Origin of the sequence: Pseudomonas sp. MIL9, assembly GCF_016887925.1 — a bacterium.
GTDB classification, from domain to species: domain Bacteria; phylum Pseudomonadota; class Gammaproteobacteria; order Pseudomonadales; family Pseudomonadaceae; genus Aquipseudomonas; species Aquipseudomonas mohnii.
Window position 1 is genome coordinate 1 of sequence record NZ_JAFEHE010000049.1, and the last position, 2,711, is coordinate 2,711.

A 2,711-nucleotide genomic window follows, 5' to 3' on the forward strand; every position below is an offset into this window, starting at 1 on the left:
TAAACCGCCTGCTCCCGGCTATACGGATGCGACCACTCACCGACCAGCTCCGCCGCGGTGTGCGGGGCGTTTTTCAGTGGGTTGTCGTCCTTGTCCAGGGTGCCGTTTTCCACCGCGCGGATTTCTTCGCGGATGCGGATCATGGCGTCGCAGAAGCGGTCCAGTTCTTCCTTGGATTCGCTTTCGGTCGGCTCGATCATCAGCGTGCCGGCCACCGGGAAGGACATGGTCGGGGCGTGGAAGCCGAAGTCGATCAGGCGCTTGGCCACGTCGTCGACGCTGATGCCGCTGCTGTCTTTCAGCGGACGCAGGTCGAGGATGCACTCGTGGGCCACCAGGCCGTTGCTGCCGGTGTAGAGCACCGGGTAGTGCTCTTCGAGGCGACGGGAGATGTAGTTGGCGTTGAGGATCGCCAGTTGCGAAGCGCGCTTGAGGCCGGCGCCGCCCATCATGCGGATGTACATCCAGGTGATCGGCAGAATGCTCGCGCTGCCGAACGGCGCGGCGCACACCGCGCCTTCTTTGCGCGCCATCTGCGCGTGGCCTGGCAGGAACGGCGCCAGGTGCGATTTCACGCCGATCGGGCCGACGCCCGGGCCGCCACCGCCGTGGGGAATGCAGAAGGTTTTGTGCAGGTTCAGGTGCGAGACGTCGCCGCCGAACTTGCCCGGGGCGCAGAGGCCGACCATGGCGTTCATGTTGGCGCCGTCGATGTACACCTGGCCGCCGTGGTCATGAATGATGCCGCAGATTTCGCGGATGCCTTCCTCGAACACGCCGTGGGTCGACGGGTAGGTGATCATCAGCGCGGCGAGGTGTTCGCGGTGCTCGATGGCCTTGGCGCGCAGGTCTTCGATGTCGACGTTGCCACGGGCATCGCAGGCGGTGACCACCACGCGCATGCCGGCCATGTTGGCGGTGGCCGGGTTGGTGCCGTGGGCCGAGGACGGGATCAGGCAGATGTCGCGGCGGTCTTCGCCACGGCTCTGGTGGTAGGCACGAATGGCCAGCAGGCCGGCGTATTCGCCTTGGGAACCGGCGTTTGGCTGCAGGGAAATCGAATCGTAACCGGTGGCGGCGCAGAGCATCGCTTCCAGTTCATCGGTCAGTTGCTGGTAGCCGGCGCTTTGCTCGGCCGGGGCGAACGGGTGCAGGGCGCCGAACTCGGCCCAGGTCACCGGGATCATTTCGCTGGCGGCGTTGAGTTTCATGGTGCACGAGCCCAGCGGGATCATGGTGCGATCGAGCGCCAGGTCCTTGTCCGCCAGTTTGCGCAGGTAGCGCATCAGCTCGGTTTCCGAGTGATAGCGGTTGAACACCGGGTGGCTGAGGATCGGCGACTGACGCACCAGCGCGGCTGGGATCGTCGCTTGAGTCGCGGCGGCGAGGGCGGCGAAGTCCGGCAGGGTTTTGCCGTTGGACAGCAGGGCCCACAGGGTTTCGACGTCGGCCTGGGTGCTGGTTTCGTCGAGGGACAGGCCCAGACGCTCGGCATCGACTACGCGCAGGTTGATCTGCCGGGCTTGCGCCTGGTCGTGCAGCGCGGCGGTTTGCGCGCCGGTGGCCAGGGTCAGGGTGTCGAAGAAGTGTTCCTGCTCAACGTTCAGGCCCAAAGCGCTCAAGCCCTTGGCCAGGATCGCGGTCAGCTGATGCACGCGGTTGGCAATCTGCGTCAGGCCTTTCGGACCGTGGTACACGGCGTACATGCTGGCGATGTTGGCCAGCAGCACCTGCGCGGTGCAGATGTTGGACGTGGCCTTCTCGCGGCGGATGTGTTGCTCGCGGGTCTGCATCGCCAGGCGCAGCGCCGGCTTGCCGAAACGGTCCACCGAGACACCGACCAGACGGCCCGGCATGTCGCGCTTGAATGCATCCTTGGTGGAGAAGTACGCCGCGTGCGGGCCACCGAAGCCCAGGGGCACGCCGAAACGTTGGGCGCTGCCGATGGCCACGTCGGCGCCGAATTCGCCCGGCGGGGTCAGCAGGGTCAGGGCCAGCAGGTCGGCGGCCACCGCCACCAGGGCGTTGGCGGCGTGGAAACGCTCGGTCAGCGCGCGGTAGTCGAACACATCACCGTTGCTCGCCGGGTACTGCAGCAGGGCGCCGAAGAACGGCGTCACGTCGCTCAGTTCACGCTCGTCGCCGACCACCACCTCGATGCCCAACGGCTCGGCACGGGTACGCAGCACGTCGAGGGTCTGCGGGTGGCAATGCACGGAGGCGAAGAACTGGTGGCTGCCCTTGTTCTTGCTCAGGCGCTTGCAGAAGGTCATGGCTTCGGCGGCGGCGGTGGCTTCGTCGAGCAGCGAGGCGTTGGCGATCGGCAGGCCGGTGAGGTCGCTGATCAGGGTCTGGAAGTTCAGCAGCGCTTCGAGGCGACCCTGGGAAATTTCCGGCTGGTACGGGGTGTAGGCGGTGTACCAGGCCGGGTTCTCCAGCAGGTTGCGCAGGATCGGCGACGGCGTGTGGGTGCCGTAGTAACCCTGGCCGATGTAGGTCTTGAACAGCTGGTTCTTGGCCGCGATGCCTTTGATCAGCGCCAGGGCGTCGGCTTCGCTCAGGCCGTCTTCCAGGCCGAGCACGCTGGTGCCCTTGATGCTGTCGGGAATCACGCTGGCGCTCAGGGCTTGCAGCGAGTCGAAGCCGAGGCTGTTGAGCATCGCTTGCTCGTCGCCGGCGCGCGGGCCGATGTGGCGGGCGATGAATTCGTT

Annotated in this window: 1 protein-coding gene; it reads right to left on the reverse strand. The window is 66.2% G+C overall.

All coding sequences use genetic code 11. The annotated features are described in order from the left end of the window. Positions 1–2,711, reverse strand: a 2,711-nt coding sequence (gene gcvP, locus JQF37_RS31140) for an aminomethyl-transferring glycine dehydrogenase (RefSeq protein ID WP_204149926.1), incomplete at both ends; no start/stop codon positions are given.